We start from the raw sequence: 25612 nt of genomic DNA on the forward strand, positions 1-25612 counted from the left end.
CGCAGGAGAAAGGTGGTAGATAGATACCACCTTCCACCCCGTTGGAAGTGGAAGATGGTGTTCAGTCAGTGCTGTCAGTCAGGCTTTTTCTTCAACTTCGGGTTCGGAAAAAACTGCACGGCCTGAACCTTGGTGTCAGGCAGCTTGAGTGCCGAAGTATTGACCCGTGTGCCCAATTCCTTGGGCACCGACAGACCTTGTTCATTCAGCGTATCGGTATAACCGCAGGCCACGCACTCGCGATGCGGAACGGCGTCTTCGCTCCACATCATCAACTTGTCCGGCTCACTGCAGGCCGGGCAGACCGCCCCGGCGATAAAGCGTTTTTTGGTAATCACAGGTCCCTCACTCATGCTGCCGCGTCCTCACTCAGGCCGCTGTGACGCAAGAGTGCGTCAATCGATGGGGCACGGCCACGGAAGTCGACGAACAGCACCATTGGCTCTTGGGAGCCGCCTCGCGCCAGGATTGCTTCGCGGAAGGCGCGACCGGTCTCGGCATTGAGCACACCCTCTTCTTCGAATTTCGAGAAGGCATCGGCCGACAATACTTCAGCCCACTTATAGCTGTAGTAACCCGCCGCGTAACCGCCGGCGAAGATGTGAGCGAAGCTGTTGGGGAAGCGGTTATAGGCCGGCGGGCGCATGACCGAGACCTCGTCGCGCACGCCTTCGAGCACTTGCAGCACACTGCGTCCGTCGCCGTGGGTCGCGTGCAGTTCGAAGTCGAACAGCGAGAACTCCAGCTGGCGGACCATCATCAGTCCGGACTGGAAGTTCTTCGCCGCAAGCATTTTCTCCAGCAGATCCTGAGGCAACGGCTCGCCGGTTTCGTAGTGACCGGAAATCAGCGCCAGACCTTCCGGCTCCCAGCACCAGTTTTCCATGAACTGGCTTGGCAACTCGACCGCATCCCAAGCCACGCCATTGATGCCAGACACGCCAGCGTGCTCGACGCGAGTCAGCAAGTGATGCAGACCATGACCGAATTCGTGGAACAGCGTAGTCACTTCATCATGGGTCAGCAGGGCCGGTTTACCGCTGTCGGCCGGGGTGAAGTTGCACACCAGATTCGCCACCGGACTTTGCAGCACGCCGTTGATCGTGCGGCGATGATCGCGGGCGCCGTCCATCCACGCACCGCCACGCTTGTTGGCGCGGGCATACAGGTCGAAGAAGAATCGGCCGACGTGCTGGCCGTTTTCCTTGATTTCGAACAGGCGAACGTCCGGGTGCCAGGTGTCGAAGCCTTTCAGCTCGGCGATCTCGATGCCGTACAGGCGCTGGACGATGCTGAACAACCCACCCAAAACCTTGTCGATCGGGAAGTACGCGCGAAGGGTTTCCTGGGCGACGCTGTAGCGCTGTTCGCGAAGTTTTTCACCGTAGAAACCGCTGTCCCAGCTTTGCAGGTCCGGGCAACCCTGTTCGGCGGCGTAAGCCTTGAGCTGTTGCAGATCCTGGGCGGCGAACGGCTTGCTGCGTTTGGCCAGGTCGCGCAAGAAACTCAGCACCTGATCGTTGGATTCGGCCATTTTGGTGGCCAGGCTCAGCTCCGAAAAGCTGGCGAAGCCCAACAGTTTTGCCAATTCCTGACGCAGGTCGAGAATTTCTTCCATGACCGGGCCGTTATCATTCTGACCGGCATTCGGGCCTTGGTCCGACGCACGGGTGCAGTAGGCGGCGTAGACTTCTTCGCGCAGGGCGCGATCCTGGGCGTAGGTCATCACCGCGTAGTAGCTCGGGAATTCCAGGGTGATCAACCAGCCATCCAGCTCTTTGGCTTGCGCGGCGGCGGCCATTTGCGCCTTGGCCGACTCGGTCAGGCCGGCGAGGGCGGCTTCGTCGGTGACGTGCTTGGTCCAGGCCTGAGTGGCGTCAAGCAACTGATTGGAGAAGCGACTGCCCAGCTCCGACAGTTTGCTCTGCACATCGGCGTAACGCTTTTGTTCAGGCGCAGGCAGGTCGATACCCGACAGACGGAAGTCACGTAGCGCGTGTTCGAGGATCGTTTTCTGTGCCACGTCGAAACCGGCGGCTTCAGGGCTGTTGGCCAGCGCTTCATAGGCCTGAAACAGTTCACGGTTCTGGCCCAGCTCGGTGGCGTAGGCGCTCAAGGCCGGCAGACAGGACTCGTAGGCTTCGCGCAACTCGGCGCTGTTGCACACGGCATTGAGATGGCTGACCGGGCTCCAGGCGGCGCCCAGACGATCGTTGAGTTCATCCATCGCCAGCACCAGGCCGGCCCAGGTCGGTTGTTTACCCTGGATTCTGAGGATATCGACGATGGCGGCGCGGTTGTCAGCCAGGATCTTTTCAATGGCCGGTTGCACGTGTTCGGCACGGATCGCCGAGAACGGCGGCAGGTCGTAGGACTGCAGAAGAGGGTTGTTCACGCTCACGGTTGGCACCTTGACTGGAAAACATGCGGAAGAAACATGGCCCCATCTTAATTACAATCGACGCTCACCGCAGCTATCAGCAAAAGAGAGAGAGCCTATCGTGACCCTTCGCAAGTATCAGAACCACACGCCGCTGCTGGGCAAAGGCGCCTTTGTCGACGGCTCGGCAGTGGTGATCGGCGACGTCGAAATCGGCGAAGACAGCTCCGTCTGGCCGCTGACAGTGATCCGCGGCGACATGCATCGCATCCGAATCGGTGCACGCACCAGCGTGCAGGACGGCTGCGTGTTGCACATTACCCACGCCGGGCCATTCAACCCCGATGGCTTCCCGCTGCTGATCGGTGACGATGTGACCATCGCGCATAAAGTCATGCTGCATGGTTGCGCCGTGGGCAACCGGATTCTGATCGGCATGGGCAGCATCGTCATGGACGGTGCGGTGGTCGAGGACGATGTGATCATCGGCGCCGGCAGCCTGGTACCCCCGGGCAAGCGCCTGGAAAGCGGTTTCCTCTACGTCGGTAGCCCGGTGAACCAGATCCGACCGCTGACTGACAAGGAAAAAGCCTTTTTCACCTACAGCGCGGCGAACTACGTGAAGCTCAAGGATCTGCATCTGGCCGAAGGCTACGACCAGCTCTAAGCCTTTTGATAATGGCAAGTGTTGCCCTATTGCTCAGGAATTTTCATGCATCACCAAACCGTACTGTTCGACCTTGATGGCACGTTGACCGATCCGCGTGAAGGCATCACCCGCTCCATCCAGTTCGCCCTGAGCAAATTGGGCATCGATGAGCCGGACCTGACCAGGCTCGAGCACTTCATCGGCCCGCCGTTGTTGCAGGCGTTCATGCAGTTCTACGACTTCGACGAGCCCAAGGCCTGGGAAGCGGTGAACTTCTATCGCGAGCGCTTCAAAGTCACCGGCCTGTATGAAAATCGCGTGTTCGACGGCGTCACGCCGCTGCTGGAAACCCTCGGTGGGCAAGGACGACAGCTGTACATCGCGACCTCCAAGCCGTGGGTATTCGCCCGGGAAATCGCCCGGCACTTCGACTTCGCCAAACATTTCAAAGTGATTTATGGCAGCGAGCTGGATGGCACGCGAACCAACAAGGTCGAGCTGATTGCGCACTTAATGAGCGAAGAAGGCCTGGACCCGGCCAATACCCTGATGATTGGCGACCGTAAACACGATCTGATCGGCGCTCGCAGCAATGGGCTGGATGCGGCGGCGGTGGGTTATGGTTTTGGCAGCCGGGAAGAGTTGAGCGCCGAAGCTCCGGCGTATCACTTCGAAACGCTGGAGGAGATGCATCACGCGTTTTTGCAGCGTTAGTTGAATCGCCTTCGCGGGCAAGCCTCGCTCCTACAGATGATCGAAGGCCCCTGTAGGAGCGAGGCTTGCCCGCGAAGGCGTCCCCCCAGAAACATCCTGAGTAAAAGTCACTACTCCAACCCCTTCTTATCGTCCTAGCCTTAACACTCCGGCCACGATCAAGGAGGATCATCATTGCCAGAACTCAAACATGCTCATCGATTGCGCTCCGGGCGATATTCGGAGTCCGGACAGATTTACCTGCTAACTGCGGTGGTTTTGAATCGAGAACCGTTGTTTCGCAACTTCAAGAATGGGCGTCTGGTGGTCGATGCTTTTAGAACGGCTGAGCGAGAAGGGTTTGCAACATCGTTAGCCTGGGTAGTGATGCCCGATCATTTTCATTGGCTGATTGAGTTACAAAATACTCAGCTACCTAAATTGATGGCCCGTACCAAATCCCGGGTTGCAGTGACGGTCAATCGTTCGATTCAACGTCAAGGCCCGGTTTGGCAGCATGGCTATCATGATCGCGCCATTCGCAAGGAAGAAGACTTGCAGGCAGTTGCTCGATACATCGTCGCCAATCCGTTGCGAGCGGGGCTGGTGGAGCAGATTGGGGGCTATCCGTTGTGGGATGCAATTTGGTTGTGACATTCAATGACGCCTTCGCGGGCAAGCCTCGCTCCTACAGATGATCGAAGGCCCCTGTAGGAGCGAGGCTTGCCCGCGAAGAGGCCCGTTCAGCCACCGGGGTTCTTTGATCCCGCCAACACCTTCAACGCCGCCTTACGTTCCTCAGCCGGTAACGCGCCCAATTTTTCCACCTCCGCATAAAACCTCACCCAATCCCCATCAACCTGTTTGAACAACGCGGCAAACGCCGGCACCCACTGGTCGTACAAACCAAACGGCAACAGTCGGGCATTGTTCATCGGGGTGTTGATCCAGGTGTCGTAGCGTTTGTTCCCGGCCCATTGGCTGTCGCGCAACGTCCGGTATTCACGGCGCAATCGTTCGAACTCTGCCGCTTTGCGCTTACGCATTTGCTCGGGAGGCAGTGGCAAGGCGTAAAGCTTTTCCAACCTTTTGCGGGCGTCCAAAACCAATTGGATGAACTGGTCGCGTTGCTGCACCAACGCTCCGTTATCCGGTGGCAGGCCGCGGAATGCGCGCCATTGGCGAGTGCCTTCCTGCTCTACGAAGGTGGCGAAAGATTCGTTGAACTCAGTGTCGTCTTTCACATAAAAACGTTGATGGGCGAGTTCGTGGAAAATCAGCGTGGCCAACCGTTCGTCGCCCCAACCCATCATCGAGCTCATGATCGGATCGTTAAACCAACCGAGCGTCGAATAGGCCTCGACGCCGCCAATCGACACGTCCATACCTTGCAAACGTTGCAACGCGGCTTCACCGCGGGCAGCGCTCTGGCTGTAATACCCGCGATAGGCGACGCAGCCAGCGATAGGGAAGCAATGGTTTTTCGGCTTCAGCGAAAACTCCGGCGTGGCAAAGACGTTCCAGACTACAAACGGTCGGCCGATGTCGGCATACAGGCGGTAGCTCTGATTGTCCGGCAGGTGCAGGCGTTGGCTGGCGAATGTCCGGGCCTTTTGTGATTGGGCCAGATGCGCGCGCAATTGCTGATCGCGGCCGGGATCGGCAATCACACTGGAAACCGGCTCCCGTGCCCGCAGCAAGTGCAGCTGACCACTGGCCAATTGGCCGTAATAGCTGATGCTGGTGCAGCCGTTAAATAACAAAAGAAACATCCCCGGAAACAAAATGCGTAAAACGCGATCAAGTAACCCAAGGCATGGACGCGGCCTGATCAAAATGAATCATCCCTGGAAAGTCTACCCGCAAGACTATCCCGCCTATTGGAGCTTCGCTATGCGCAAGTTGATGCTGACGGCAGGCCTGCTGATGCTGGCCGGTTGTGCTGGACTGCCCACCCCTGATCCTTCACAGGCATGGATTGATCTGGATTCACGGCAGGAAGACACCTCGCTGCAAGCGATGGAAGTCGACGACAAGGCTTCCATCGATAAACGCTACTTCGAGGTGCATCCCGGTAGCCATGAGCTGACGGTTCGTTACTTGTTCGCGGTCCAGCCGACCAACATTGGCCCCGACGCCGAGCCGCTGTGGCGCGACTGCCAGTTGAATGTGAAATTCAAGGACTTCAACGCCGGTCAGCGGTATCAGCTGCAAGCAGGGAGTATCGGCTTTCGGCCGTGGGCGAAGCTCTACGATCAACAGCGAAAAGTGATTGGACAGGGCACGCCGGCAGGCTGCCAACGTACTTGATCAACGCTATGCTGAATAATCAGCCCTTGGGATATTCATCATGCGCAGGTTGTTGCTGTTGCTCGCTGCAGGCGCCTTCGTCGGTTGCACGAGTCCGTTACCGGCGGTCGATCCGCAGATGGCCTGGGTCGACTTCGCTACGCCGAGCCCCGGCGGGAAACTGCTGATGGCCGAACGGCTGGACAACCAGCGCCTGAGCGACGGGCGTTACTTCCAGGTCACTCCGGGTAGCCATGAACTGAGAGTGCGTTTCGATTTTGAAGTGATGGGTGGTGGCTCGGGCTTGATGAATGCTCCGCTGGAGCGGCTGTGCTATCTGACCATCAACTACGACCATTTCGAGGCCGGCCAGCGTTACTTGCTGGAAGCGCGTTCTATAGCGTTCACCCCCAGCGCCCGGCTCTATAACGCCAAGCGGGAGATTGTCGCCGAGGATCGGCTGGCTAATTGCGTCATGTGAGACGAATCAGCGATCATTTTTTTGGTAGATGATTTTTTTGGTGCCGTATTCGCATGAGCCCACGACCATGTTCTGATCGTGCACTTCGTCGTTGGTGACGATTTCCAATGTGTAAGACGTCACCCCTTGGGCCTGGATCTTGGCTTCGATCTCGGCCTTGAGTTCTTCACAGGGTTTCGGTGCCGCGAGGGTCGATGTGGCCAGCGTGCAACAGATAACCGCCAAGGCAAAACGTTTCATGGTTGAAGCTCCCTTGAGGCAGCGCGCAGGGTGATGCGCTGAAGCTGCTGTCATTTATTCGACCACAATTTTGTCTATCAGATTATGTTTCAGGGCAAAAAAAGACCGCAACCTGCGCAAGGGAGCCCTCGAAGGCTGCGATCTTTTACCAGCTAGCGTATCAACCCATTATCAGCTGACCAACGTCGCATCCAGGCTGATTTTCGCATTCAGCACTTTGGACACCGGGCAGCCTTCTTTGGCTTTGTTGCTCAGTTCCTCGAATTGCGCCTGGGTCGCCCCGGGAATTTTCGCCTTGAGAATCAGTTTTACCGCTGTGATTGCGAAGCCACCGTCTACCTGGTCCAGGGTAACTTCGGCATTGGTGTCGATACTGTCGGCCTTAAGGTTGGCCTCGCCGAGAATCATTGAAAACGCCATGGAGAAACAACCCGCGTGAGCCGCGCCGATCAGTTCTTCCGGATTGGTGCCTTTACCGCCTTCGAAACGGGCCTTGAAGCCGTAGGGCGCGTCTCTGAGAACGCCGGTTTCCGTGGAAATCGAGCCAATACCGGTTTTCAGATCACCTTCCCAATGAGCCGATGCCTTCTTCGTGATAGCCATGTCTGCCTCCTCAAGATCCGGCGCGAAACGTCGCGCCTTCGTGGTTTTCGGTTACCAGGGTTCTGAGGATAGACCGTCCGGCAAAGTTCACCTCATCTGATCAGTCTTCTAATTGCCCAGGAATTTTGTTTCTCCTATTGAAACTCGGGTATATGCCCTCATTGCATAGAACACGCTTATAGACTCGGCAGGTTTTCGTTCGTGAAAAAACCTGCTTACCCATTGGAGAAGCAGGTTCATGAAACGACTGTCCGATATCAAGTTCTCGACCCTCGATCTGGTGCCCGTGCGGGAGAACGGCAGTGCAGCCCAATCTCTGCGCAATTCCCTGGACTTGGCGCAGCACGTGGAAAAATTCGGCTACAACCGCTTCTGGGTCGCCGAACACCACAACATGGACGGTATCGCCAGTTCGGCGACCTCGGTTCTACTGGGCTATCTGGCTGGCGGCACTTCGACCATCCGTGTCGGTTCGGGTGGCGTGATGCTGCCTAATCACGCGCCGCTGGTCATCGCCGAGCAGTTCGGCACCCTTGAAAGCCTGTACCCGGGACGGATCGATCTGGGCCTGGGTCGCGCCCCTGGCTCCGATCAGATGACCGCCCGCGCCTTGCGCCGTGAGCGTTCCGGCAGCGCCGACGACTTCCCGGAAGATGTAACCGAACTGATGCGTTACCTCGGCCCCCGCACGCCGGACCAGCGGATCATTGCCATGCCGGGTACCGGCACCAATGTCCCGATCTGGTTGTTGGGTTCGAGCCTGTTCAGTGCGCAGTTGGCCGGTGAGCGCGGTTTGCCCTACGCCTTCGCTTCACATTTCGCACCGCGCTTCATGCATGAGGCGATTCGCGTCTACCGCAACCACTTCAAGCCTTCAGCGGTATTGGATAAGCCTTACGTGATGCTCGGCGTGCCACTGGTGGCTGCAGACACTGATGAGCAAGCCGACTACCTGGCCACTTCGGTTTATCAGCGAATCCTCGCGTTGATGCGTGGTCAGAGTCTGGTGCAACGCCCGCCAGTGAAGACCATGGACGGCCTGTGGCTGCCTCATGAGAAAGAAGCGGTCGGTGACTTCCTTGGCCTGGCCATGGTCGGCAGCCCGCAGAAAATCCGCGCCAAGCTTGAGGTGCTGATCGAACAGACCCAGGCCGATGAGCTGATTTTTACCTGTGACCTGTACGAACATGCCGATCGCGTGCACTCCTATGAGTTGCTGGCACAAGTCATGAAGGGCTGAGGCGCAAACAGCGCCCACAAAAAAGCCGACGCCATTGTGTCGGCTTTTTCATTTTCGCGGGCGGTCAGCCCTGTTTGTAGACGATTTGCCTGGAGCCTTTTTCACAGATGCCGACGATTTTTCCGTCAGCTCTAGCGCCTTTGTCGATGATCTCCAATGTGTAATTGGAAACACCCTTGGCATCCAGTTTCGCTGCGATTTCGGCTTTCAGCTCGTCGCACGACTTGCCCTGGGCAAAGGCTGTTCCCGCAAGGCTCAACAAACCTATCGCCAAAATAAACTTCTTCATGGGTTGCACTCCCTGGTCGGATCAATAGGGGGAGGGCATCCAGCTATCGGCCGGACGCACTCACCACGTAGCGCTTTGCCATTCCCTATGGCATTCGGCCGGCGCGCAAGTTCAGAAGACTAGCTTAAGCTCAGCTACTGGCAATCCGGAACCCGACTTTGAGCGTCACCTGAAAGTGTGCCGCTTTGCCGTCCTTGATGTGTCCGCGAGTTTCGGTCACTTCAAACCATTCCATATACTTGAGGCTTTTGTTGGCTTCGGCCAGGGCATTGTTGATGGCGTCTTCAATGCTGGTGGTGGATGAGCCAACCAGCTCGACTTTCTTGTAGGTGTGATGGTCAGTCATGGCGTTCTCCTAAGGGTGTGAAATACAGCCTAGCAGTGATTTTTCTTATTTCTTCTGTCGACCAATCCGAGGGGAAGTTCAGATTTACTGCACTTTCTCGAACCCCTGAAGTCCCAACCAACACACGCAACTCAAACAATGCAGGAGATCCACCATGGCCAACACCTCGTTACGCAAAGCCTCATTGCAAAGCATGGAAGCCGAGATCGAAAGTCTGCTGAAATCGTTGGAAAGCCTGAAGGACGACGCCTCGGACGAGTCGCGTAGAACCCTTAAAACGCTGAAAAGCAACGCCGAGAACGCGCTGAAACATTCCCGCCATCTGCTCGCCGATGCCTATGAAGAGGTCAAGGTCAAAACCCGTGAAACCGGGATCGCGACGCGTGACTATGCCCAGGAACATCCTTGGACTACCGCCGGCGTCGCTGTTGGTGCGCTGGGCCTGCTCGCGGCCTATCTGTTGTGCAAACGCGGTAATTAAGAGGCCTGGCGCAGTTCATTTTTAAGCCATTGCGCCAATTGCCGAGCGCGCCCGTCCGCGGCGCGCTTGGGTAGCCATAACGCCAGTTGCGCCGGGGTTTCACAGAAACCCCATGGCGCAACCAGGCGACCGGCCTTCAAGTCCTCGGCCACCAGCGGCTCGGGGGCGATGGCCACACCCAGCCCGGCCACTGCCGCCTCCAGCAAGTAATACAAATGCTCGAAACCCTGACCGTATTTCAGCGCCTTGGCATCGAGGCCGTTTTGCTGTGCCCAACTCGGCCAGGCTTGCGGGCGTGAGGTGGTGTGCAGCAAGGGTTCGGTCAGCAGTGCGTGAGTCGGTGCATTCTGCAGCCTTTCGCAGCCGACGAATCGTGGGCTCATGACCGGGCCGATGCGTTCGCTGGCCAATTCGTAGACCTGCATGTCCGCCGGCCATGGCGGCTCGGCAAACACCAGCAAAGCATCCAGGCCGGGCCGCCGTGGATCGAGATCGCCTTCGCCAGCCGACAGGTGCAAACGCAGATCCGGCAGGTCCGTATTGAGCCGCCCCAAACGCGGAATGAACCAGCGCGCCAGCAGGCTGCCCGAGCAGCCCAGCACGAACGGCGCATCGGCGGTGCTCTGGGTCAGTTCGGCGCAAACGCTGCGTAAACGCTCGAAGGCTTCACCGCTGACATCGCGCAAACGGACACCGGCATCTGTGAGTTTCAGGCCGCGCCCATCCTTGATGAACAGACTCACGCCGAGGTGTTCTTCCAGCACCTTGAGTTGTCGGCTGACCGCGCCATGAGTGACGTGCAGCTGTTCGGCGGCCTGACTGACGCTGTTCAGGCGGGCCGTGGCTTCAAAGGCGCGAAGGGCGTTCAGCGGAGGAAGGTCGTGGCTCATGGGATCTGTGAGTTTTCCTGACAGGTTGTGGCGATCTTATCGGTTTTCAGTGCGGGATGTCAGGGGTAGAGTGAACCCCATCGTCACCTCTCGAATACAACTGGAGCGACCCATGACCCAGACTAATCTGCGTAACGGCCCCGACGCCAACGGCCTGTTCGGTGCGTTCGGTGGCCGTTATGTCGCCGAAACCCTGATGCCGTTGATCCTCGATCTGGCCCGCGAATACGAAGCGGCCAAGGAAGATCCTGCGTTCAAAGAAGAATTGGCCTACTTCCAGCGGGATTACGTCGGACGTCCAAGCCCACTGTATTTCGCCGAGCGTCTGACCGAGTTCTGCGGCGGCGCGAAGATTTACCTCAAGCGCGAAGAGCTGAACCACACTGGCGCGCACAAGATCAACAACTGCATCGGCCAGATCCTGCTGGCGCGGCGTATGGGCAAGAAACGCATCATCGCTGAGACCGGCGCCGGCATGCACGGCGTGGCGACTGCCACCGTGGCTGCGCGTTTCGGCCTCGATTGCGTGATCTACATGGGCACCACTGACATCGAGCGTCAGCAAGCCAACGTGTTTCGCATGAAGCTGCTGGGCGCCGAAGTGATCCCGGTGGTTGCTGGCACCGGCACCCTCAAAGACGCGATGAACGAAGCCCTGCGTGACTGGGTGACCAACGTCGACAGCACTTTCTACCTGATCGGTACCGTGGCCGGCCCGCACCCATACCCTGCAATGGTTCGCGACTTCCAGGCAGTGATTGGCAAGGAAACCCGCGAGCAGTTGCAAGCCCAGGAAGGTCGTCTGCCCGACAGCCTGGTAGCGTGCATTGGCGGTGGTTCCAATGCCATGGGCCTGTTCCACCCGTTCCTCGATGATCAGAGCGTCGAGATCATCGGCGTTGAAGCCGCCGGTTACGGCATCGAAACCGGCAAGCACGCGGCCAGCCTGAACGGCGGCGTACCGGGTGTTCTGCACGGCAACCGTACTTTCCTGTTGCAGGACGATGACGGCCAGATCATCGACGCTCATTCAATTTCTGCCGGCCTCGACTATCCGGGCATCGGCCCGGAACACGCCTGGTTGCATGACATCGGCCGCGTCCAGTACACCTCGGTAACCGACGATGAAGCCCTCGACGCGTTCCACAAATGCTGCCGTCTGGAAGGGATTATTCCTGCACTGGAAAGCGCCCATGCCCTGGCCGAAGTGTTCAAACGCGCACCGACGCTGCCGAAAGATCACTTGATGGTGGTCAACCTGTCCGGCCGTGGCGATAAAGACATGCAGACCGTGATGCACCACATGGAACACGCTCAACAAGAGCAATCCAAGCAGGAGAAACACTGATGAGCCGCCTGCAAACGCGTTTTGCCGAACTCAAGGAACAGAACCGCGCCGCCCTGGTGACCTTCGTGACCGCTGGCGACCCGAGCTATGACACGTCTCTGGCGATCCTCAAAGGCTTGCCGGGAGCGGGTGCCGACGTGATCGAGTTGGGCATGCCCTTCACCGATCCAATGGCCGATGGCCCGGCGATTCAACTGGCTAACATTCGTGCCTTGGGCGCCAAACAGAACCTGGCGAAAACCCTGCAAATGGTTCGCGAGTTCCGCGAAGGCAATAGCGAGACGCCGCTGGTGCTGATGGGGTACTTCAACCCGATTCACATGTACGGCGTGCCGCGTTTCATCGCTGAAGCCAAAGAGGCCGGTGTCGACGGCCTGATCGTGGTCGACTTGCCGCCCGAGCATAACGGTGAATTGTGCGACCCGGCACAGGCGGCGGGCCTGGACTTCATCCGTCTGACCACCCCGACGACTGATGACGTACGCTTGCCGACGGTCTTGAACGGCAGTTCCGGCTTTGTCTACTACGTGTCGGTGGCGGGTGTGACCGGTGCGGGCGCGGCGACTCTGGAACATGTTGAAGAAGCCGTCACCCGTCTGCGTCGCCATACCGATCTGCCAATCAGCATCGGTTTTGGTATCCGCACACCAGAGCAGGCAGCGTCCATCGCACGTCTGGCCGATGGTGTGGTGGTGGGGTCGGCACTGATCGATCACATCGCCAATGCCTCGACGCCGGATCAGGCTGTGGAGGGCGTACTCAGCCTGTGCGCAGCGTTGTCTGAAGGCGTACATAAAGCGCGGGTCAGCTGAAGTAAAGTTCCTGATATTGAGGAATTAGAGCCTCGCGGCACAGACTAAACAGCAAGACCGAGGGCTTCAGGACTACGTTCTGAAGCCCTTTTTGCTGTGGGGTGCTCTACTGACGAGCGGATCCCAACAAGCCAACTCCGGCTTATGTAGCAGCTGCCGAAGGCTGCGTTCGGCTGCGAAGCAGTCGTGAAATCATGCACCGCATCGTTTCAGATAGACCGAGTTGCCTGGGTTTACGACCGCTTCGCAGCCGAACGCAGCCTTCGGCAGCTGCTACAGAACTCGTGCTATTTCAACTAGGGCAATTCCAACCCACCCGCAGCCTTGTGCAGCTTCCTCAAATGGTCGCCAACCTGCTTCAGATTGGCTTCGTTGGCGGCCATTTCGGCGGAACGACTCGGTTCGAGCAAGGCTCTGACTTGCTTATCGAGATCCCCGGTCAGCGCTTGCAACTGCTTCTGGCGCAGGCTGCTTTCCGACTCCAGGCGCGTCCACTCGTTCGACTGCGGCAAACCATAACCACCGGTGCCAAGCAGTTCGGCCGGACGGCTGAGGAAGCCGCTGTTGGCGAGAATCTGCTGCAAGGTCGCATTGGCCTTATCCATGCTGCCATTCTTCAACTCCCGAGCGCCCAGATAACGTTGCTTCACTTCGTCCTGAGCCAATACAACCTGCTGACGGAAACTGGCCTGCTCCAGCAGCAGCAACGCCGCGCTGGTACGCAAGTCAGCCTGGTCAAACCATTTGCGTCGCTCTTCGGCTTTCAAGGCCAGCCAGTCCTCGACCTTGTCCTGCTTGATCGGTAAATGCTTCCTCAGCACTTCGAACATCGCTTGATAGCGATCGCGGAAGGAGTCGAAGCGATAGCCCAGACGTAACGCTTCGCGGGGATCGTCCAGCACGCTGGTGTCCGCCAATCCGCGGCCCTTGAGCACTTCCAGCAAACCGTTGGGCATGATGCTGTCGAGGCCGACCAGTTGCGCATTGTTAGTGCTGCTGCGCAGTAATTTCAGACCTTCTACCGCGCAGTTGTTGGACAGGAAAAAATAGTTGCCGTCGTAACTCCAGTGCATTTCCGCGGCGTGCTCCACCACGTCTTCGACCTCGCTGTGCGACAGGTTCAGCGGCACTGAAGCCAGGCTGCGCAATTCGGTCTTGGTGTATTCGTCGATCACTTGGGCCAGCGGCAAGACAAACAGGCGCGATGGGTATTTGCCCACCAGCCCATCCCAGCTCGACAGCTGTACGTCCCCGACGAAGGCGCGGTAGGACAACACCAGATGCTGATCCAGATCCAGTCGACAATCCGGCCCGCGAGGCCGACCCGGTGCACAGATCACCAGTCGCAGCATGCTGTGGCCCCAGCGGCTGACCCAGTTCTGGTTGGCTTCGGCCAGAAGATAGTCAACAGCGTAAACCCGCTCCGGATCGACCTGACCCAAGGGCTGCTTGGCGAAGTCGTTACCCGCATTGAGGAAGGCGAATGATTGGGCGCATGTGTCTTTGGCGGCGGGCGCCCAACCGAAATGTTCTTTGTAGTAGCGATACAGCGCAGGACGACGGCAGGCATAGCTTGGGTCGAGAAGGAAGTACTCCATGTTGACCGCGACGAACTCCTTCGGGCTGCTCGTCTCGTAGATGTCCGGGCTGCGGGCAATCTGCCGGTTGTGTTGTTCGCGCTCGCCGCGCCGACCGACGTATTGCGGCCAGCCGGCCAAATCCAGCAGGCGAGGGTCATCGCTGAGGGTCCAGCGTCGTTCCGTCTGCCCGCGGCATTGGTCGGGGATGCCGATCAGCCCTGAGCTGCTGTTGCGTCGCGTGCAGCGCTGGATCAGCGTGCGCTCGGCGTCTGGCCACAGACGCGCGCGGTCATAAATATGGGTGAGTTCGTGCAACACCGTGGCGAGCATTTCCCGGCGCACGGTGCCGTGGGGACGATAGGTTTTTTGGGTCGCGGCGCTGCCGTTGGTGAGACTGGCGAGCAGATTGCGATTCAGGTCGAGTTCGGACACCAGCGACGCCTGGCCGTAAGCATCGCTCGGCATGTCGTCGGTCCAGCCGACATCAATGCGCCGGTCCAATTGCTCAATGAAACGCGATGGTAAAGCCTGCATGGCTTCATCGAGCAGTGCCTGACTGGCCTGCTGTTGCGCGGGGCTCAGACCGTCGGTCTTGAGCCGTAATTGCAGGCCAGCCTGAGCCGTATTGCCGAGCAGCAATACAACCCCGGCCAACAGCCAGGCGCCTAATGACTTCACAGGGCGAGGATGGCTTCGGCGAGAACCTGATCACTGGCGTCCCGGGCTTCCGGTACGCGGGTGCGCAAGGTGTCGAAGGCCGCTTCCAGGTGCGCACCACGGATTTCACCGTCGCTGGCGACGAAACTGGCCGCATCGTCGTGGGCTTCACGGACAATCTTCGAATCGCGGATGGACGTGGTGGTATCGGATGTGAAATCAAGCGTGCGCTCGGAGGCACGAATGATGATGTTACTGGTGGCTACCAGGGTTTGCGCCTGGGCCAGATCGGCCAACAACAGCAGGCCAAGGGTGGCAGCAATCAGCGGGTTACGCATGGAACGACTCCGGAGGAACGAGGGATAACTATTGGACGAGAATTGCCTGCGCCAGTTCAAGGTCGCTGGCATGAAGTTTTGGCTGGGTCCGGCGCAGGTAAATCAAGGCGGATTCCAGTTGCGCTCCTCGTAGTCGGCCATCACTGGCAATGAATGCGGCGGCGTCATCCCGGGCGATCAACAGTTTATGGTCGAAGGGCGCGGAGGTCACCATGCTGGTGGCATAACCACTGGCCACGGTGCCTTGCGTAGACAGGTTGAAAGCGTCGAAGGCATGGGCCGAACCCGACCAGCAAGCCGCAAGAAGAACCGCAGTGATCGATAGATTTGAAAGAAAACGCATGAGACTCGATAGCTGAAAGCGAGTCCCAAGGCTAGCGCAATGCCCGGGCTAGAGCCAGCGCCGAAACATGGGGACACGACGTGCGTGTCCCGCGTCAGAGCTGTCGCTTAGATCGTCAGGATGGCTTGGGCCAGCTGTGCATCGGTCGCATTCAGTTGCGGAGCCTGTTGGCGGATATGGTCGAGAGCGCTTTCCAGTTTCACACCACGAATGGCGCCTTCACTGGCGACGAAGCTGGCTGCGTCGTCACGAGCAGCGCGGACGATTTTGTCATCGTGAAACGAAGACGAAATGTCCGACGTAGCGTCAGAGGAGGACTTCAGCCCACCAACAATGGAATCGGTGGTCACGATAAAACTGGTGGCGTGGGAATTGGCAGCCACGACAAGCAGGGCGGCAGCACTGAGCAGACGAAGACGGGACATGGGGTAGCTCCTTTGGATAGACCGGTTTAGAGGTGGCGCAGGATCAGACGCCTGTCGTAAAGCGTTCGCCACGTTCTGTCTGGATATTAGGCTTGTGCACATCGATTAGAACAGTCCAATAAAACTGTACTGGTAATATCTACATTATCTTAAAATTGTACCTGTGTGATGATTATCTCCGTTGTACGATCCAATACGAAGCTCCAAAACGACAAAACCCGTCGTGGTTTCCCACGACGGGTTTTGTTTGTTCAATTCGGGTGCTGGCGGTGGATCCGGAGGATCAGAGCCAGCGACGCTAACTTAGCGCCAGAACGGCTTGCTCAGCTCTTCGTAGCGTTGTGCTTCGCTAATCCCTGCGTCAGCCAGCAGACGCGAATCCAGACGAGCCAGTTGATGGCGGCTGGAGATGCGGCGCTGCCACAGCATCAGGTTGGCGAGAACGCGCAGAGGCATGGAAGCCTGGGTGTTTACAGCTTTGTCTTCGAAGAACAGCTCGGAACTGAGTGTACGTTCCATGGTTGACATCCTTCCGCTTATGGCGGGATTAGGTAGTGGTTTAACTGATGCCAATGATCCTCTCGTTAGGCCAGTCTCTGTAGATACAGTTCACCTGTATTGTGAGAGACCAGTTAACTGTTAAAAGGCAGTGTACTGGTCGAAATTGAGGCAACTGTATCTATCTGCACTAATTAGGTGCATTTTTGATCGCTTCCACGCAAAAGGTAGGTAAATGCCGTAGGAAAAGACCGGTACAGCAGTACAGTTTTTGAGTGAGTTGAGTATTATCACAGCGAGCTGACGAAACTGTGTTTGCGTCAGCTGCAATCTGTATCAATTACACCGCCAGCATGTGCCCGTTTTCTTCCAGGTTTATGTGCCAACTCAAGGCATCACGCAGGATGTGGGGAGTGTGCCCGCCGACTGCGCAAGCGGCAGTGAAGTAATCATTCAAGGCTGGGCGATAGTCCGGGTGAACACAGTTGTCGATGATGACCCGGGCACGCTCACGCGGTGCCAGGCCACGCAGGTCGGCCAAACCTACTTCGGTCACGAGAATGTCGACGTCATGTTCTGTGTGGTCGACGTGGCTGACCATGGGAACCACGCTGGATATCGCCCCGCCCTTGGCGATCGACTTGGTGACAAAAATCGCCAGGTGCGCATTGCGCGCGAAATCCCCGGAGCCGCCGATGCCATTCATCATCCGCGTGCCGCAGACATGGGTGGAATTGACATTGCCGTACAGGTCGAATTCCAGCGCGGTGTTGATGCCGATAATGCCCAGGCGCCGCACCACTTCGGGGTGATTGGAAATTTCCTGGGGGCGCAGCACCAACTTGTCCTTATAACGTTCCAGATTCCCGAATACATCGGCATTGCGCCGGCTCGACAGGGTGATCGAACTGCCCGAAGCAAAGCTCAGCTTGCCAGCGTCGATCAGATCGAAAGTCGAATCCTGCAGCACTTCGGAATACATGCTCAGGTCTTCGAACGGTGAATCGATCAAGCCGCACATCACCGCATTGGCGATGCTGCCGATACCAGCTTGCAGCGGGCCGAGCTTGTTGGTCATGCGCCCGGCAGCCACTTCTTGTTTGAAGAAATCGATCAGGTGATCAGCGATGGCCTGGGTGTCACTGTCCGGTGGCAAGACAGTAGACGGCGAGTCGGACTGGTTAGTGATCACGATCGCGACGATTTTTTCTGGCGGTATCGGGATGGCGGTGCTGCCGATGCGGTCGTCGACCTTCACCAGCGGAATAGGCGTGCGGGTCGGCCGGTAGGTCGGGATATAGATGTCGTGCAGACCTTCGAGATTCGGGTTGTGGGCCAGGTTGATCTCGACGATCACGTGTTTGGCGAAAATCGCGAAGCTGGCCGAGTTGCCTACCGAAGTGGTCGGCACAATATGGCCCTGCTCGGTGATTGCCACGGCTTCGATTACCGCAATGTCCGGTAGCTTGAGTTGTTGATTGCGCAGTTGCTCTACGGTTTCCGACAGGTGCTGGTCGATGAACATGACTTCGCCGGCATTGATTGCCTTGCGCAGGGTGCTGTCCACCTGGAACGGCATGCGTCGCGACAGTACGCCGGCTTCAGTCAGTTGTTTGTCGAGGTCGTTGCCCAGGCTGGCACCGGTCATCAGGGTGATTTTCAGCGGCGCGACCTTGGCGCGCTCGGCCAGGGCATGAGGCACGGCCTTGGCTTCGCCGGCTCGGGTAAAGCCGCTCATGCCGACGGTCATGCCGTCCTGAATCAGAGTGGCAGCGTCGGCGGCGCTCATCACCTTGTCCAACAATGAAGGCAAGCGAATACGGTCACGGTACATGGATGGTTATCTCGGCAACAGAAAGCAAGGTGCGCAGTCTAGTGAATTTGATTGTTGTCCGTCCCGCTACCAAGGTCGCATTCGAGGTGTCTATTCCGGGCCTTTCGGACAAAACACCGTTACAGGATCGGTAACAGCCACAAACAAAAACGCCCCGACGAGTCGGGGCGTTCAGGTTGCCGAAGGGTTTTACTCGACGGCTTTGACCATGTCTTCGATGACTTTTTTGGCGTCGCCGAAAACCATCATGGTCTTGTCCAGGTAGAACAGTTCGTTGTCCAGACCGGCATAACCGCTGGCCATCGAGCGCTTGTTGACGATGATGGTCTTGGCTTTGAACGCCTCGAGAATCGGCATGCCGGCAATCGGCGATTTCGGGTCGTTCTTGGCGGCCGGGTTGACTACGTCGTTGGCGCCGAGCACCAACACCACATCGGCCTGACCGAACTCGGAGTTGATGTCTTCCATCTCGAACACCTGGTCGTAAGGCACTTCGGCCTCGGCCAGCAATACGTTCATATGGCCAGGCATCCGACCCGCAACCGGGTGAATCGCATACTTCACGGTCACGCCGCGGTGGGTCAGCTTCTCGGTCAGCTCTTTCAATGCGTGCTGCGCGCGGGCCACCGCCAGGCCATAGCCCGGAACGATGATCACCGTGTCGGCGTTGGTCAGCAGGAAGGTCGCGTCGTCAGCCGAACCGGATTTCACCGGGCGGGCTTCTTTCGAGCCTGCCGGGCCAGCGGCATCTGCTGTGTTGCCGAAACCGCCGAGCAGCACGTTGAAGAACGAACGGTTCATCGCCTTGCACATAATGTAGGAGAGGATCGCACCGGACGAACCGACCAGCGAGCCGGCAATGATCAGCATCGAGTTGTTCAGCGAGAAGCCGATACCCGCTGCTGCCCAGCCGGAGTAACTGTTGAGCATCGACACCACGACAGGCATGTCGGCGCCGCCGATCGGGATGATGATCAGCACGCCCATCACGAAGGCCAGGGCCAGCATCAGCGCGAAAGCGCTGAGACTGCCGGTGAGCATGAAGGTGATGCCCAATGCCAGCGTTGCCAGACCCAGCAGCAAGTTCAGTTTGTGCTGGCCAGCGAACTGTACCGGTGCGCCCTGGAACAGACGGAACTTGTACTTGCCCGACAGCTTGCCAAACGCGATCACGGAACCGGAGAAGGTGATTGCACCGATGGCTGCGCCGAGGAATAGCTCCAGACGGTTGCCCGCCGGAATCGGATCACCCAGCTGTTTAACGATGCCCAGAGACTGCGGCTCGACCACCGCCGCGATAGCGATGAACACGGCGGCCATACCGATCATGCTGTGCATGAAGGCGACCAGTTCTGGCATTTTGGTCATTTCAACGCGTTTGGCCATGATTGAACCGGCGGTGCCGCCGACCAACAGACCAACAATGACGTAACCGATGCCGGCAGTAGCGAGCTCTGCCCCTAGCTTATAGATGAGACCCACGGTAGTGAGGATCGCCAACGCCATGCCGAGCATGCCGTAGACATTGCCGCGCCGCGACGTGGTCGGGTGCGACAGGCCTTTGAGGGCCTGGATGAAGCAGATCGACGCGATCAGGTAGAGCGTCGTTACCAAATTCATGCTCATTACTTGGGCGCCTCTTCTTTTACGGCTTTCGGGGCTTTTTTCTTGAACATCTCAAGCATTCTGCGAGTCACGAGGAAACCACCGAACACGTTCACTGCCGCCAGAGCCACCGCCAGGGTGCCCATGGTCTTGCCCAGTGGGGTCACGGTCAAAGCTGCCGCCAACATGGCGCCGACGATCACAATCGCCGAAATAGCGTTGGTCACCGCCATCAACGGCGTGTGAAGTGCAGGTGTAACGTTCCACACCACGTGATAACCGACATAAATCGCCAGCACGAAGATGATCAGGTTGTAGATACCGGGGGAGATAAGCTCTTCCATCGTCTGAATCCCTGCTTAGGCGTTTTTGCGGATGACTTGGCCGTCGCGGCACATCAGGCACGCGGCGACGATGTCGTCTTCGAGGTTCACTTCAAACTGGCCTTCTTTGTTGAAGACCAGCTTCAGGAAGTCCAGCAGGTTGCGCGCGTACAGTGCCGACGCGTCTGCCGCGACCGCACCGGCCAGATTGGTCGGGCCGCAAATGGTCACGCCATTCTCGACGACCACTTGATCGGCCACGGTCAGCGGGCAGTTGCCGCCCTGAGCTGCCGCGAGGTCGATGACCACGGAGCCTGGCTTCATCTGCGCCACGGTTTCGGCGCTCAATAGCGTCGGCGCCTTGCGGCCCGGGATCAGCGCAGTAGTAATGACGATGTCAGCCAGCTTGGCGCGTTCGTGCACGGCCAAGGCCTGGCGCTGCATCCAGCTGGCCGGCATTGGGCGCGCGTAACCGCCGACACCGACGGCGCATTCGCGCTCTTCATCGGTTTCGTACGGCACATCGACGAATTTCGCACCCAGGGATTCGATTTGTTCCTTCACCGCAGGACGCACATCGGACGCTTCGATCACCGCGCCCAGACGTTTCGCCGTGGCAATCGCCTGCAAACCGGCTACACCAGCGCCAAGAATCAGCACGCGCGCCGCTTTCACGGTTCCCGCCGCAGTCATCAGCATCGGCATGAAGCGAGGATAGTGATGAGCAGCCAGCAACACGGCTTTATAGCCGGCAATGTTCGCTTGGGAAGACAACACATCCAGGCTCTGCGCACGGGAGGTGCGCGGTGCGGCTTCCAGCGCGAACGCGGTAATGCCGCACTCAGCCATCTTGGCAATGGTTTCATTGCTGAACGGATTGAGCATGCCCACCACAACGGTGCCGCTCTTGATCAGCGTCAGCTCGCTGTCGCTGGGGGCGACCACCTTGAGAATCAGCTCGGCGCCAAACGCATCGTTGGCGCTGCCAATGGTTGCGCCCGCCGCTTCATAAGCACTGTCGACAACACTGGCATTAATGCCGGCGCCGCTTTGCACAGTGACCTTATGACCCTGGCCGATCAGCTTCTTGATGGTTTCCGGGGTTGCAGCAACCCGTGTTTCACCCGTCTGGGTTTCGAGAGGAACACCAATGTGCACGTCAAATCTCCTGCGTGATCTTATTGAGTAAACCCAAGCACTTCGGATGGTGCGTCTGGGGCGGCCGATCAGCACGATCCCGCCAAATCAGGGCGGGGCGCGGCATTTTGCAGGCGAACTTTGTGCCCTTCAAGGGATTATGACGGGTGACGGAAAATTAACTACAAGTCACCCCGTGACCGAATGTCGCACTGGTCGGTGCAATCCCTTGCAGGCCGTGGCCTGTGAGGATTTTGTCCAAAATTCAAGAATTTACACATCGGCACGGTGAATGAGGCGTCATTGCCTGCCAATAGAGGCTCAAGGCCACGTATTCAGGCCTTTGTAGGACGTTTGTGCTACTCCTCGGTACAGTCTGCCAATATGCGACAAATACTTATATCTGTAGTGCTTTTGTTTTTCTGACTACGAGGTCAGCTAATAACGTGGAGCCTTTATCCTTCTAGGCTGTAGCTTTGTGCCTGATTCACCAGCCAATCTCGAAATGCCCTTAAAGACGCAGATTCGACCTTTCGCTCGGGAATCATCAGGTAATAGGCCTTGATGCTCGAGAGTGCCTGGGCGTTGGCAATCACCAGACGCTTCTCTGCCAATTCGCGCTGAATCAGGAACGGTGGTATCAGCGCGATCCCCATATCGTGCATCGCCGCTTGAGCAAGCATGGAGAATAGCTCGTAACGCGGCCCTGTCATGTCTCGCGGGATATTCAGGTTTTGGGAGTTGAACCACTGGCGCCAGGCATAAGGGCGTGTGGTCTGCTGCAGCAGGGGCAGTTCGGCGATTTCACCGGGGCTCAGGTTGGTTTTTTCGCCTAGTAACGTGGGGCTGCACACCGGCATCGGATTTTCGCCCATTAGCCTGTGGGATTCGGTACCCGACCAATCGGCGTCGCCGAAATAGATCGCGGCATCGAAATCGGTATCGGCAAACAGGAAGGGGCGGGTACGGTTGGTGAGGTTGACCGTCACTTCCGGGTGTTTGTGCTGAAAGTCCTTGAGTCGCGGCAACAGCCATTGAGTGCCGAAGGTTGGCACCACCGCCAGCTCGATCACGTTGGCACCTTGCTGACCCATCACTGACAAGGTGTCGCGTTCAACCGCGTCGAGCTGGGTGGCCACTCGGCGGCTGTAGGAAAGTCCGGCCTCCGTCAGCTTCACTCCGCGCCGCGAGCGACGGAACAGTTCGACGCTGAGGAACTCCTCAAGGCTGGCGATCTGTCGGCAAATCGCTCCCTGCGTGAGGGAAAGTTCCTGGGCTGCCTTGGTAAAGCTCTCGTGGCGCGCTGCAGCTTCAAAGCTGATCAGGGCGGTAGTGCTGGGGATCTTCCTACGCATGTACGTCAACCTCACTAGTACATCGCATATAAGCCATTTTGCGACGTTACGGAGTGAGAAATTAGCACAACACTATGCAAAATCCTCGTTTGTCGTGACGGCCAACCCGGCCTAGGATCACTCCACGTTATTTGACCCGATTCGAGAGGACTCACTCATGGGCGGTAAGGCTAGCTTCAACTGGATCGATCCCCTGTTGCTGGATCAACAGCTCACCGAAGAAGAACGCATGATTCGCGACGCGGCTCAGCAATTCGCTCAGCAGAAGCTCGCTCCGCGTGTTCTCGAAGCTTTCCGTCATGAGAAGACCGACCCGGCGATCTTCCGCGAGATGGGTGAAGTGGGTCTGTTGGGTGCGACCATTCCTGAGCAATACGGTGGCAGCGGCCTTAACTACGTCAGCTACGGTCTGATTGCCCGTGAAGTCGAACGTGTCGACTCTGGCTATCGCTCGATGATGAGCGTGCAGTCCTCGCTGGTCATGGTTCCGATCAACGAATTTGGTACCGAAGCACAGAAGCAGAAATACCTGCCGAAGCTGGCCTCGGGTGAATGGATCGGTTGCTTCGGTCTGACCGAACCTGACCACGGTTCCGACCCGGGCGCGATGATTACTCGTGCACGCAAAGTGGAAGGCGGCTACAGCCTCACCGGCAGCAAAATGTGGATCACCAACAGCCCGATCGCGGATGTGTTCGTGGTTTGGGGCAAGGACGACGCGGGCGACATTCGTGGTTTTGTTCTGGAGAAGGGCTGGAAAGGCCTTAGCGCTCCGGCGATTCACGGCAAGGTTGGCTTGCGTGCATCCATCACCGGCGAGATCGTCATGGACAACGTGTTTGTCCCTGAAGAGAACATCTTCCCGGATGTCCGTGGCTTGAAAGGTCCTTTTACCTGTCTTAACTCGGCGCGTTATGGCATTTCCTGGGGCGCACTGGGCGCTGCCGAGTTCTGCTGGCACACCGCTCGCCAGTACACCCTGGATCGTAAGCAGTTTGGTCGTCCATTGGCGGCCACACAGTTGATCCAGAAGAAGCTGGCTGACATGCAGACCGAAATCACCATGGCGCTGCAAGGCTGCCTGCGTCTTGGTCGTATGAAGGATGAAGGCACTGCTGCGGTCGAGATTACTTCGATGATGAAGCGCAACTCCTGTGGCAAGTCCCTGGACATTGCTCGAATGGCGCGCGACATGCTGGGTGGTAACGGCATTTCCGATGAATTCGGCGTCGCTCGGCACTTGGTCAACCTGGAAGTGGTGAATACCTATGAAGGTACGCATGACGTCCACGCATTGATCCTCGGTCGCGCGCAGACCGGCATCCAGGCGTTCTATTAATAGGAGAACGGCCATGGGCGCGCTTTCGCATCTACGGGTATTGGATTTATCGCGGGTGCTTGCCGGGCCTTGGGCCGGGCAGATCCTGGCGGACCTTGGCGCCGAAGTCATCAAGGTCGAGCGCCCGGGCAATGGCGATGATACGCGCGCCTGGGGGCCTCCGTTCCTTAAAGACGCCTATGGCGAGAACACCAGCGAGGCGGCCTATTACTTGTCCGCCAACCGCAACAAGCAATCGGTGACCATCGACTTCACGCGGCCAGAGGGGCAGCAGCTCGTGCGTGAGCTGGCGGCGAAGTCGGACATCCTCATTGAAAATTTCAAGGTCGGTGGCCTGGCGGCTTATGGGCTGGACTATGAGTCGCTCAAGGCAATTAATCCGAAGCTGATCTATTGCTCGATCACCGGATTCGGTCAAACCGGTCCATATGCCAAGCGGGCGGGTTATGACTTCATGATCCAGGGCTTGGGCGGTCTGATGAGTTTGACCGGTCGTCCCGAAGGAGATGAAGGCGCGGGCCCGGTGAAAGTCGGCGTGGCGCTGACAGATATTTTGACCGGTCTCTATTCAACGGTAGCGATCCTCGCGGCCTTGGCTCACCGGGATCAGGGCGGTGGCGGTCAGCATATAGATATGGCATTGCTGGATGTTCAGGTGGCTTGTCTGGCCAATCAGGCAATGAATTATTTGACTACAGGCAATGCGCCGAAGCGCCTGGGCAACGCTCACCCGAATATCGTGCCTTATCAGGACTTTCCTACGGCCGATGGCGATTTCATCCTCACCGTGGGTAACGATGGGCAGTTCCGCAAGTTTGCGCAGGTGGCTGGTCAGCCGCAGTGGGCGGATGATCCACGTTTCGCGACCAACAAATTGCGGGTGGCTAACCGAGCAGTATTGATTCCGCTGATCCGCCAGGCGACCGTGTTCAAGACTACCGCCGAATGGGTGGCGCAGCTGGAGCAGGTAGGCGTGCCATGCGGGCCGATCAATGATCTGGCTCAGATGTTTGCCGATCCTCAGGTTCGGGCGCGTGGGCTGGCCATTGAGCTGCCTCATGCTTTGGCCGGGATGGTGCCGCAGGTGGCGAGCCCGATACGTCTGTCCGAGACTCCGGTGGAGTACCGTAGTGCCCCTCCTTTGTTGGGTGAGCATACGCTGGAGGTTCTGCAGCGGGTGTTGGGTCTGGATGCCGGCGTTGTTGCCGGGTTCAAGGCGTCTGGAGTGCTCTGAGGATTTCCTTCTATATAGAGGGGCTGGTTTTGCTCTCCTATATAGAAGGAATAGTGCAGTTTTCAGGCTTTCCGCAAGTTATTGATAGAAAAGCGTAATCAGGGGTTGACGGCAGATTTTGGAAGTCTATAATTCGCCCCACTTCCGGCGCAGTCGAAACGGAAAACTCCTTGGTAAACAAAGAGTTACGCAGTTTTCGACAG

29 protein-coding genes are annotated in these 25612 nt (G+C 57.9%); 11 read left to right on the forward strand and 18 right to left on the reverse strand.

All coding sequences use genetic code 11. The features are described from left to right. Positions 1-74: 74 nt before the first annotated feature. Both NHU87_RS27060 and prlC read right to left on the reverse strand, forming a co-directional pair. Positions 75-353 carry a YheV family putative zinc ribbon protein gene (locus tag NHU87_RS27060; protein ID WP_253554286.1) on the reverse strand — a complete coding sequence of 93 codons (279 nt, stop codon included), beginning with the start codon at positions 351-353 and terminating at the stop codon, positions 75-77. Then, a complete protein-coding gene (prlC, locus tag NHU87_RS27065; RefSeq protein WP_253554296.1) occupies positions 350-2401 on the reverse strand; it encodes an oligopeptidase A in 2052 nt (683 codons plus the stop codon). The genes NHU87_RS27060 and prlC overlap by 4 nt, the downstream gene beginning before the upstream one ends. Positions 2402-2501: 100 nt before the next feature. Between prlC and NHU87_RS27070 the strand changes: the two genes are divergently transcribed. From NHU87_RS27070 to NHU87_RS27080, 3 genes are all read left to right on the forward strand, one after another. Further along, complete coding sequence (locus tag NHU87_RS27070; RefSeq protein WP_253554299.1) at positions 2502-3047, forward strand: gamma carbonic anhydrase family protein; 546 nt, start codon at positions 2502-2504, stop codon at positions 3045-3047. A gap of 45 nt (positions 3048-3092) precedes the next feature. Further along, positions 3093-3743, forward strand: coding sequence for an HAD family hydrolase (locus tag NHU87_RS27075; RefSeq protein ID WP_253554301.1), 651 nt, complete (start codon positions 3093-3095; stop codon positions 3741-3743). Between the two features lie 174 nt (positions 3744-3917). After that, entirely contained in the window at positions 3918-4376 is a 459-nt protein-coding gene (locus NHU87_RS27080; protein ID WP_253554302.1) for an REP-associated tyrosine transposase, read from the forward strand. A gap of 89 nt (positions 4377-4465) precedes the next feature. Here NHU87_RS27080 and NHU87_RS27085 read toward each other — a convergent pair whose 3' ends face one another. Beyond that, entirely contained in the window at positions 4466-5557 is a 1092-nt protein-coding gene (locus tag NHU87_RS27085; RefSeq protein ID WP_253554303.1) for an aminopeptidase, read from the reverse strand. Between the two features lie 58 nt (positions 5558-5615). Between NHU87_RS27085 and NHU87_RS27090 the strand changes: the two genes are divergently transcribed. Next, positions 5616-6032 (forward strand): hypothetical protein, encoded by a 417-nt coding sequence (locus NHU87_RS27090; protein ID WP_253554305.1) that lies wholly within the window; start codon positions 5616-5618, stop codon positions 6030-6032. A gap of 40 nt (positions 6033-6072) precedes the next feature. After that, a complete protein-coding gene (locus NHU87_RS27095; RefSeq protein WP_253554306.1) occupies positions 6073-6492 on the forward strand; it encodes a hypothetical protein in 420 nt (139 codons plus the stop codon). A 6-nt stretch (positions 6493-6498) separates the two neighbouring features. Here the strand turns inward: NHU87_RS27095 and NHU87_RS27100 are convergent, their stop codons facing one another. Together NHU87_RS27100 and NHU87_RS27105 are read right to left on the reverse strand one after the other, a co-directional pair. Then, positions 6499-6732, reverse strand: coding sequence for a DUF1161 domain-containing protein (locus NHU87_RS27100; protein WP_253554307.1), 234 nt, complete (start codon positions 6730-6732; stop codon positions 6499-6501). Positions 6733-6903: 171 nt separating this feature from the next. Next, a complete protein-coding gene (locus tag NHU87_RS27105) occupies positions 6904-7335 on the reverse strand; it encodes an OsmC family protein (RefSeq protein WP_007902777.1) in 432 nt (143 codons plus the stop codon). Between the two features lie 238 nt (positions 7336-7573). Here NHU87_RS27105 and NHU87_RS27110 point away from each other — a divergent pair, with 238 nt between their 5' ends. After that, on the forward strand, positions 7574-8575 hold the full coding sequence (locus NHU87_RS27110; RefSeq protein ID WP_253554308.1) for an LLM class flavin-dependent oxidoreductase: 1002 nt from the start codon (positions 7574-7576) through the stop codon (positions 8573-8575). Positions 8576-8639: 64 nt separating this feature from the next. Here the strand turns inward: NHU87_RS27110 and NHU87_RS27115 are convergent, their stop codons facing one another. Further along, positions 8640-8864 (reverse strand): DUF1161 domain-containing protein, encoded by a 225-nt coding sequence (locus tag NHU87_RS27115; protein WP_253554317.1) that lies wholly within the window; start codon positions 8862-8864, stop codon positions 8640-8642. A 130-nt stretch (positions 8865-8994) separates the two neighbouring features. Next, positions 8995-9210 carry a dodecin gene (locus NHU87_RS27120; protein ID WP_007902773.1) on the reverse strand — a complete coding sequence of 72 codons (216 nt, stop codon included), beginning with the start codon at positions 9208-9210 and terminating at the stop codon, positions 8995-8997. Positions 9211-9364: 154 nt separating this feature from the next. Between NHU87_RS27120 and NHU87_RS27125 the strand changes: the two genes are divergently transcribed. Continuing rightward, positions 9365-9691 carry a DUF883 family protein gene (locus tag NHU87_RS27125; protein ID WP_253554321.1) on the forward strand — a complete coding sequence of 109 codons (327 nt, stop codon included), beginning with the start codon at positions 9365-9367 and terminating at the stop codon, positions 9689-9691. On the opposite strand, the gene NHU87_RS27130 is transcribed toward NHU87_RS27125, so the two are convergent. After that, the gene (locus NHU87_RS27130; RefSeq protein ID WP_253554324.1) at positions 9688-10581 is read right to left on the reverse strand and encodes a LysR family transcriptional regulator; all 894 of its coding nucleotides are present in this window, start codon (positions 10579-10581) and stop codon (positions 9688-9690) included. The genes NHU87_RS27125 and NHU87_RS27130 overlap by 4 nt on opposite strands. 112 nt (positions 10582-10693) lie before the next feature. On the opposite strand from NHU87_RS27130, the gene trpB reads away from it, so the two are divergent. Beyond that, complete coding sequence (gene trpB / locus NHU87_RS27135) at positions 10694-11929, forward strand: tryptophan synthase subunit beta (protein ID WP_253554327.1); 1236 nt, start codon at positions 10694-10696, stop codon at positions 11927-11929. Further along, entirely contained in the window at positions 11929-12741 is an 813-nt protein-coding gene (gene trpA, locus NHU87_RS27140) for a tryptophan synthase subunit alpha (protein WP_253554338.1), read from the forward strand. Before trpB ends, trpA begins: the two co-directional genes overlap by 1 nt. Positions 12742-13037: 296 nt before the next feature. Here trpA and NHU87_RS27145 read toward each other — a convergent pair whose 3' ends face one another. The 10 genes from NHU87_RS27145 to NHU87_RS27190 all read right to left on the reverse strand — a co-directional run bounded on the left by NHU87_RS27145 (position 13038) and on the right by NHU87_RS27190 (position 22836). Beyond that, a complete protein-coding gene (locus NHU87_RS27145; RefSeq protein ID WP_253554341.1) occupies positions 13038-14999 on the reverse strand; it encodes a DUF7844 domain-containing protein in 1962 nt (653 codons plus the stop codon). Then, complete coding sequence (locus NHU87_RS27150) at positions 14996-15316, reverse strand: DUF2388 domain-containing protein (protein ID WP_253554345.1); 321 nt, start codon at positions 15314-15316, stop codon at positions 14996-14998. The genes NHU87_RS27145 and NHU87_RS27150 overlap by 4 nt, the downstream gene beginning before the upstream one ends. A gap of 28 nt (positions 15317-15344) precedes the next feature. After that, positions 15345-15659 (reverse strand): DUF2388 domain-containing protein, encoded by a 315-nt coding sequence (locus NHU87_RS27155; RefSeq protein WP_253554349.1) that lies wholly within the window; start codon positions 15657-15659, stop codon positions 15345-15347. 107 nt (positions 15660-15766) lie between these two features. Next, a complete protein-coding gene (locus tag NHU87_RS27160) occupies positions 15767-16084 on the reverse strand; it encodes a DUF2388 domain-containing protein (protein WP_253554365.1) in 318 nt (105 codons plus the stop codon). A gap of 303 nt (positions 16085-16387) precedes the next feature. Next, positions 16388-16603 (reverse strand): DUF1127 domain-containing protein, encoded by a 216-nt coding sequence (locus NHU87_RS27165; protein WP_253554367.1) that lies wholly within the window; start codon positions 16601-16603, stop codon positions 16388-16390. Positions 16604-16922: 319 nt separating this feature from the next. Then, a complete protein-coding gene (locus tag NHU87_RS27170) occupies positions 16923-18416 on the reverse strand; it encodes an acetyl-CoA hydrolase/transferase family protein (protein ID WP_253554369.1) in 1494 nt (497 codons plus the stop codon). A gap of 189 nt (positions 18417-18605) precedes the next feature. Then, a complete protein-coding gene (locus NHU87_RS27175) occupies positions 18606-20042 on the reverse strand; it encodes an NAD(P)(+) transhydrogenase (Re/Si-specific) subunit beta (protein WP_253554372.1) in 1437 nt (478 codons plus the stop codon). After that, positions 20042-20365: an NAD(P) transhydrogenase subunit alpha gene (locus NHU87_RS27180; RefSeq protein ID WP_003187010.1), complete on the reverse strand. Its 324-nt coding sequence runs from the start codon at positions 20363-20365 to the stop codon at positions 20042-20044. Before NHU87_RS27180 ends, NHU87_RS27175 begins: the two co-directional genes overlap by 1 nt. Before the next feature lie 15 nt (positions 20366-20380). Next, entirely contained in the window at positions 20381-21502 is a 1122-nt protein-coding gene (locus tag NHU87_RS27185; protein WP_253554382.1) for a Re/Si-specific NAD(P)(+) transhydrogenase subunit alpha, read from the reverse strand. A gap of 434 nt (positions 21503-21936) precedes the next feature. After that, positions 21937-22836 (reverse strand): LysR family transcriptional regulator, encoded by a 900-nt coding sequence (locus NHU87_RS27190; RefSeq protein ID WP_253554384.1) that lies wholly within the window; start codon positions 22834-22836, stop codon positions 21937-21939. 157 nt (positions 22837-22993) lie between these two features. Between NHU87_RS27190 and NHU87_RS27195 the strand changes: the two genes are divergently transcribed. Together NHU87_RS27195 and NHU87_RS27200 are read left to right on the forward strand one after the other, a co-directional pair. Then, positions 22994-24175 (forward strand): acyl-CoA dehydrogenase, encoded by a 1182-nt coding sequence (locus NHU87_RS27195; protein ID WP_253554387.1) that lies wholly within the window; start codon positions 22994-22996, stop codon positions 24173-24175. Positions 24176-24188: 13 nt separating this feature from the next. Continuing rightward, on the forward strand, positions 24189-25409 hold the full coding sequence (locus tag NHU87_RS27200) for a CaiB/BaiF CoA transferase family protein (protein ID WP_253554391.1): 1221 nt from the start codon (positions 24189-24191) through the stop codon (positions 25407-25409). Positions 25410-25612: the final 203 nt, after the last annotated feature.

The organism is Pseudomonas mandelii, from assembly GCF_024138395.1.
Classification (GTDB): domain Bacteria; phylum Pseudomonadota; class Gammaproteobacteria; order Pseudomonadales; family Pseudomonadaceae; genus Aquipseudomonas; species Aquipseudomonas mandelii_E.

What these genes read in the sequence shown, in the direction of transcription:
- NHU87_RS27060 (WP_253554286.1), bottom strand. Translation starts at nt 353, where the DNA reads ATGAGTGAGGGACCTGTGATTACCAAAAAACGCTTTATCGCCGGGGCG.
- NHU87_RS27075 (WP_253554301.1), top strand. Translation starts at nt 3,093, where the DNA reads ATGCATCACCAAACCGTACTGTTCGACCTTGATGGCACGTTGACCGAT.
- NHU87_RS27090 (WP_253554305.1), top strand. Translation starts at nt 5,616, where the DNA reads ATGCGCAAGTTGATGCTGACGGCAGGCCTGCTGATGCTGGCCGGTTGT.
- NHU87_RS27095 (WP_253554306.1), top strand. Translation starts at nt 6,073, where the DNA reads ATGCGCAGGTTGTTGCTGTTGCTCGCTGCAGGCGCCTTCGTCGGTTGC.
- NHU87_RS27100 (WP_253554307.1), bottom strand. Translation starts at nt 6,732, where the DNA reads ATGAAACGTTTTGCCTTGGCGGTTATCTGTTGCACGCTGGCCACATCG.
- NHU87_RS27105 (WP_007902777.1), bottom strand. Translation starts at nt 7,335, where the DNA reads ATGGCTATCACGAAGAAGGCATCGGCTCATTGGGAAGGTGATCTGAAA.
- NHU87_RS27110 (WP_253554308.1), top strand. Translation starts at nt 7,574, where the DNA reads ATGAAACGACTGTCCGATATCAAGTTCTCGACCCTCGATCTGGTGCCC.
- NHU87_RS27115 (WP_253554317.1), bottom strand. Translation starts at nt 8,864, where the DNA reads ATGAAGAAGTTTATTTTGGCGATAGGTTTGTTGAGCCTTGCGGGAACA.
- NHU87_RS27120 (WP_007902773.1), bottom strand. Translation starts at nt 9,210, where the DNA reads ATGACTGACCATCACACCTACAAGAAAGTCGAGCTGGTTGGCTCATCC.
- NHU87_RS27125 (WP_253554321.1), top strand. Translation starts at nt 9,365, where the DNA reads ATGGCCAACACCTCGTTACGCAAAGCCTCATTGCAAAGCATGGAAGCC.
- NHU87_RS27130 (WP_253554324.1), bottom strand. Translation starts at nt 10,581, where the DNA reads ATGAGCCACGACCTTCCTCCGCTGAACGCCCTTCGCGCCTTTGAAGCC.
- trpB (WP_253554327.1), top strand. Translation starts at nt 10,694, where the DNA reads ATGACCCAGACTAATCTGCGTAACGGCCCCGACGCCAACGGCCTGTTC.
- trpA (WP_253554338.1), top strand. Translation starts at nt 11,929, where the DNA reads ATGAGCCGCCTGCAAACGCGTTTTGCCGAACTCAAGGAACAGAACCGC.
- NHU87_RS27150 (WP_253554345.1), bottom strand. Translation starts at nt 15,316, where the DNA reads ATGCGTAACCCGCTGATTGCTGCCACCCTTGGCCTGCTGTTGTTGGCC.
- NHU87_RS27155 (WP_253554349.1), bottom strand. Translation starts at nt 15,659, where the DNA reads ATGCGTTTTCTTTCAAATCTATCGATCACTGCGGTTCTTCTTGCGGCT.
- NHU87_RS27160 (WP_253554365.1), bottom strand. Translation starts at nt 16,084, where the DNA reads ATGTCCCGTCTTCGTCTGCTCAGTGCTGCCGCCCTGCTTGTCGTGGCT.
- NHU87_RS27165 (WP_253554367.1), bottom strand. Translation starts at nt 16,603, where the DNA reads ATGGAACGTACACTCAGTTCCGAGCTGTTCTTCGAAGACAAAGCTGTA.
- NHU87_RS27170 (WP_253554369.1), bottom strand. Translation starts at nt 18,416, where the DNA reads ATGTACCGTGACCGTATTCGCTTGCCTTCATTGTTGGACAAGGTGATG.
- NHU87_RS27175 (WP_253554372.1), bottom strand. Translation starts at nt 20,042, where the DNA reads ATGAGCATGAATTTGGTAACGACGCTCTACCTGATCGCGTCGATCTGC.
- NHU87_RS27180 (WP_003187010.1), bottom strand. Translation starts at nt 20,365, where the DNA reads ATGGAAGAGCTTATCTCCCCCGGTATCTACAACCTGATCATCTTCGTG.
- NHU87_RS27190 (WP_253554384.1), bottom strand. Translation starts at nt 22,836, where the DNA reads ATGCGTAGGAAGATCCCCAGCACTACCGCCCTGATCAGCTTTGAAGCT.
- NHU87_RS27195 (WP_253554387.1), top strand. Translation starts at nt 22,994, where the DNA reads ATGGGCGGTAAGGCTAGCTTCAACTGGATCGATCCCCTGTTGCTGGAT.
- NHU87_RS27200 (WP_253554391.1), top strand. Translation starts at nt 24,189, where the DNA reads ATGGGCGCGCTTTCGCATCTACGGGTATTGGATTTATCGCGGGTGCTT.